The sequence below is a fragment of the Variovorax sp. P1_H2 genome, assembly GCF_056405295.1.
Window position 1 is genome coordinate 1 of the sequence record NZ_JBFUCJ010000216.1, and the last position, 4,758, is coordinate 4,758.

The 4,758-nt window shown below is 67.8% G+C and carries 5 protein-coding genes and 1 tRNA gene; 3 read left to right on the top strand and 3 right to left on the bottom strand.

The window, feature by feature from the left end:
- The first annotated feature begins 219 nt into the window (after nt 1-219).
- Nucleotides 220-738, top strand: coding sequence for an Lrp/AsnC family transcriptional regulator (locus AC1D2E_RS34720; protein ID WP_478172094.1), 519 nt, complete (start codon nt 220-222; stop codon nt 736-738).
- A gap of 43 nt (nt 739-781) precedes the next feature.
- On the top strand, nt 782-1,735 hold the full coding sequence (gene pip, locus AC1D2E_RS34725) for a prolyl aminopeptidase (RefSeq protein WP_478201612.1): 954 nt from the start codon (nt 782-784) through the stop codon (nt 1,733-1,735).
- Nucleotides 1,736-1,958: 223 nt separating this feature from the next.
- Here pip and AC1D2E_RS34730 read toward each other — a convergent pair.
- Nucleotides 1,959-2,048: transfer RNA gene (locus AC1D2E_RS34730), tRNA-Ser, on the bottom strand.
- Nucleotides 2,049-2,095: 47 nt separating this feature from the next.
- Complete coding sequence (gene serS / locus AC1D2E_RS34735; protein ID WP_478201613.1) at nt 2,096-3,427, bottom strand: serine--tRNA ligase; 1,332 nt, start codon at nt 3,425-3,427, stop codon at nt 2,096-2,098.
- A gap of 62 nt (nt 3,428-3,489) precedes the next feature.
- Between serS and AC1D2E_RS34740 the strand changes: the two genes are divergently transcribed.
- A complete protein-coding gene (locus AC1D2E_RS34740; protein WP_478201614.1) occupies nt 3,490-3,906 on the top strand; it encodes a VOC family protein in 417 nt (138 codons plus the stop codon).
- 212 nt (nt 3,907-4,118) lie between these two features.
- Here AC1D2E_RS34740 and AC1D2E_RS34745 read toward each other — a convergent pair.
- Nucleotides 4,119-4,758: pyridoxal-phosphate dependent enzyme (locus AC1D2E_RS34745; protein ID WP_478201615.1), on the bottom strand; the 640-nt coding region annotated here is incomplete at its 5' end.

The window sequence follows — 4,758 nt, forward strand, 5'->3', positions numbered from 1 at the left end:
GCATCAGCAGCACCCGGATCAGCGCTTGCGTGCCGGTCAGGAAGACGGCGCCCGACTTGGCCCACAGGCTGTCGCTCAGCTTGTAGTCGGCGCGCAGGACGGGCGCTTCGTTTGGGAGGCTTTTCATGGCCGAAATTGTTCCATCGCCCGGCGAGGAAGTGCTTCTTCAATACACTATCGATTCCCCCTGATTGGAGGATGAAATTCTCCAGATGCGCCATGAACATCGATTCCATTCTTCTTGACGCCCACAGCCTGAAGATCCTTTTCGAGCTGCAACGCGATGCGCGGCAGACCGTGCAGCAGATTTCCGAGGCCGTCGGGCTCTCGCCGACCCCCTGCTGGAAGCGCATCAAGGACATGGAGGCGGCCGGCGTGATCCGTGGCTACACCGCCGTGATCGACCGCGAGAAAGTCGGCCTGCATGTCGCGGCGGTGGCGGAAGTCAACCTCGACCGCCACAGCGAGTCGCAGGTGCAGCGCTTCGAGGACGCGGTCGCCGCCAGCCCGCAGATCACCAGCTGCGTCTCGGCCACCGGGCCGGCGGACTACATCCTCACGGTGCTGGTGCAGGACATGAAGCACTACGAGCGCTTCCTGCACGAGACCCTGTTCAGCCTCCCGGGCGTGACGCACGTGCGTTCGAGCATCGTGCTGCGGCAGGTGAAATCCGAGGTGGCGCTGCCGATCGAGCAGGTGGTGAAGCCGGCCGCAGCGCCGCGCGGGCGGCGGCGCTGAGGGACCCGGGCGGTAGCATGCGAACAAACACCACCACCCGACCATGACGACGCTTCGTTCGCTCTACCCGCCGATCGAGCCCTACGACAGCGGCCTGCTCGATGTCGGCGACGGACACACGGTCTATTACGAGCGCGTGGGAACCCCCGGCACCAAGCCGGCCGTCTTCCTGCACGGCGGGCCGGGCGGCGGCATCTCGCCCGAGCACCGCCGGCTGTTCGACCCTGCGCGCTACGACCTGCTGCTGTTCGACCAGCGCGGCTGCGGCCGTTCGACACCGCATGCCGGGCTCGAGGCGAACACCACCTGGCATCTCGTCGCCGACATCGAGCGCCTGCGCGCCCTCGTGGGCGCCGACCAGTGGCTGGTGTTCGGCGGTTCGTGGGGCTCGACGCTGGCGCTGGCCTATGCGCAGACGCACCCCGACCGGGTCAGCGCGCTGGTGCTGCGCGGCATCTACACGTTGACCCGCGCGGAGCTGGCCTGGTACTACCAGTTCGGTGTCTCGGAGATGTTCCCGGCGCAGTGGGAGCGCTTCCAGGCGCCGATTCCCGAGGCGGAGCGCAGCGACATGATGAGCGCCTACCGCAAGCTGCTCACCGGCGACGACACCGAACGACAGCTGGAGGCGGCCAGGGCCTGGAGCGTCTGGGAGGGCGAGACCATCACGCTGCTGCCCGATCCTTCCATTGCGGCCGCCCACGACGACGGCCATTTCGCGCTGGCTTTCGCCCGCCTCGAGAACCATTACTTCGTGCACGGCGCCTGGCTGGAAGACGGCCAGCTGCTGCGCGATGCCCATCGCCTGCATGGCATCCCCGGCGTGATCGTCCATGGCCGCTACGACATGCCCTGCCCGGCGCGCTACGCCTACGCGCTGCACAAGGCCTGGCCCGAGGCCGAGTTTCATCTGATCGAAGGAGCCGGACACGCCTGGTCGGAGCCGGGCATCCTGGACCAGTTGATCCGGGCGACCGATCGCTTGGCGCGTGCTTGAATCGAGCTGGCGGCACGGCTCGCACTGACCGGCCCTGACCCGCAGGGCGGAACTGCCTGTTTTGGAGGCATCGCGTCGGAAGCCAAGCCTGGAGCCCTTCCCCGGAGTTGCTCCTGCGCTTGTCCACAGGGCTGTCCACGGGGCCGGTGGAGAACAGGGCTTCGGCCTCGCGAACTTTCAGTTTGCGAACGGGCAAAAAAAATGGCCCCTTGCGGGGCCATTCTGGAGGAGAGGGAGGGATTCGAACCCTCGGTACGTTCGCACGTACGCCTGATTTCGAGTCAGGTACATTCGACCACTCTGCCACCTCTCCGGTGTCTGTCGAGCCCGCGATTATAGCAGAGCTTCTGCGCCGCTTTTTCAGCCGCGCAGCACTTCGAGGCCGCCCAGGTAGGGCCGCAGCGCCGCCGGCACCCGGATCGAGCCATCCTCGTTCTGGTGGTTCTCGAGCACCGCGACCAGCGTCCGTCCCACCGCGAGGCCGGAACCATTGAGCGTGTGCACCAGTTCGTTCTTGCCCTGCGCATTCTTGAAGCGAGCCTGCAGCCGGCGGGCCTGGAAGGCCTCGCAGTTCGACACCGAGCTGATCTCGCGGTAGGTGTCCTGCGCCGGCAGCCAGACTTCGAGGTCGTAGGTCTTGGTCGAGCCGAAGCCCATGTCGCCGGTGCACAGCAGCACCACGCGGTACGGCAGCTCGAGCGCCTTCAGCACCGCCTCGGCATGGCCGGTCATGGCCTCGAGCGCCTCGTAGCTCTTGTCAGGATGCGTGACCTGCACCATCTCGACCTTGTCGAACTGGTGCTGGCGGATCATGCCGCGCGTGTCGCGCCCGGCGCTGCCGGCTTCCGAGCGGAAGCACGGCGTGTGCGCAGTCAGGCGGATCGGCAGCTGGGCTTCGGCCAGCACTTCGTCGCGCACGAAGTTGGTGAGCGGCACTTCGCTGGTCGGGATCAGGTAGAGCGCCGCATGGTCGGGCGCGGGCTCGCCGTCCTGGCCGCCCTTCTTGGCGGCGAACAGGTCGCCCTCGAACTTGGGCAGCTGGCCGGTGCCGCGCATCGAATCGGCGTTGACGATGTAGGGCACGTAGCACTCGGTGTAGCCGTGCTGCTCGGTCTGCAGGTCGATCATGAACTGCGCCAGCGCGCGATGAAGGCGCGCGATCGGGCCCTTCATCACCGTGAAACGCGAACCCGACAGTTTGGCACCCATCTCGAAATCGAGGCCCAGCGGGGCGCCGAGATCGACGTGGTCCCTGGGCGTGAACGCGAGCGCGGTCGCGGCTGAGCCATCGCCACCCTGCGGGCTCCAGCGGCGCACCTCGACGTTGGCATGCTCGTCCTCGCCGACCGGCACGCTGGCATGCGGCAGGTTCGGCACCGCCAGCAGCAAGGCCTGGAGCTCGGGCTGGATCGCATCGAGCCGGACGGCCGAGGACTCCTGCTCGGCCTTCAGCGCGTTGACCTCGGCCATCAGCGCGTCGACCGACTCGCCCTTGGCCTTCAGCGGACCGATCTGCTTGTTGAGGGTGTTGCGGCGCGCCTGGATTTCTTCCGTGCGGGTCTGCAGGGTCTTGCGCTCGGCTTCGAGCGCGCTGAACTTCGCGACGTCCAGGTAGGTCTGGTTCTTCTTGCGCGTTTCGAGGCGGGCAACGACCGACGGCAGGTCCTTGCGTAACAGTGTGATATCGAGCATGAACGTGATTTTAGGTGCGCGTAGGATCGCATTCGCCCCCCTCATTCCCCCAAGGAGTTGCGATGCAAGCCTACCTGACCTTCAACGGCAACGCGGCCGAAGCGCTCGCGTTCTACGCCCAGGCCCTGGGCGGCAAGATTCTCTTCAGCATGACTTTCGGCGAAAGCCCGATGGGCGCCGAGACACCGGCCGACCACAAGGGCAAGATCATGCATGCCACGCTGGAGGCCCGCGGCCACCAGCTGATGGCGTCCGATGCGCCGCCCGGCTACCCCTTCAAGGGCTACCACGGCTTCTCGCTGTCGGTCCAGGCCAAGGACGTGAAGGAAGGCGAGCAGCTCTTCAATGCGCTCGGCGCCGGCGGCAAGGTCACGATGCCCTACGCGCCGACCTTCTGGTCGACCGGCTTCGGCATGCTCGAGGACAAGTTCGGCGTGCCCTGGATGGTCAACTGCGAACAGCAGCCCGCCCAGGCCTGAGAGTTTCCCCGCGCCGCGTGCGATTGAAGCCTGGCCTCTTCGTGAAACACCGCGGAACCGGCTCCGCCGGGCCGCTGGTGTGGCCCCCGGCAGGGGGCTGAGGAGCCGCGGCTCCAAGCCTGCCTGCGCAGGCTTGGACGGCTCCGAAGAGCCGCTGCCTCTGGCAGCGACTCGAGGCGGCTACACGAAGTGAGCCAACCTGGGGGCGAGCTCTACGCCAGCGTCGCCGGGTCGACGTTGGCGCCGCAAATGATCAGGCAGATCTTCTCGCCTTCGCGCGGCGCATAGGCGCCGCTGTGCAGCGCCGCGAGGGGCAGCGCGGCAGCCGGTTCGACCGCCAGCTTCAGCTCTTTCCAGAGCCACGACTGGGCCGCGCGGATCGCGTCGTCGGACAGCAGCAGCGCATGGTCGACGTGGCGCTGCGTGAGTTCCCAGGCGATGGCGCCGATGCGCTTCGCGCCGAGCGAGTCGGCGGCGATCCCGCCGACCTCGACATCGACCGGCTCGCCGGCCTCGCGCGCGCGCACCAGGGTCGGCGCGCGCTCGGGCTCGAGGGCCACGACGCGGCTGCGCCGTTCGAACCAGGCCGCCAGGCCACCGATCAGGCCGCCGCCGCCGACGCTCACGAGCACCGCGTCGGGCAGGCCGCCCTGCTGCTCGATCTCGCGCCCGAGCGTGCCGGCACCGGCCACCACTTCGGGCTGGTCGTAGGCATGCGTCAGCAAGGCGCCGGTTTCGCGCTGGCGTTCGAGACAGGCAGCCAGCGCGTCGGAATAGGCCTCGCCGCCGACGACCACCTTGGCGCCGAGCGTGCGCAGCCGGGCCCGCTTGGCCTCGGGCGACATGTTGGGC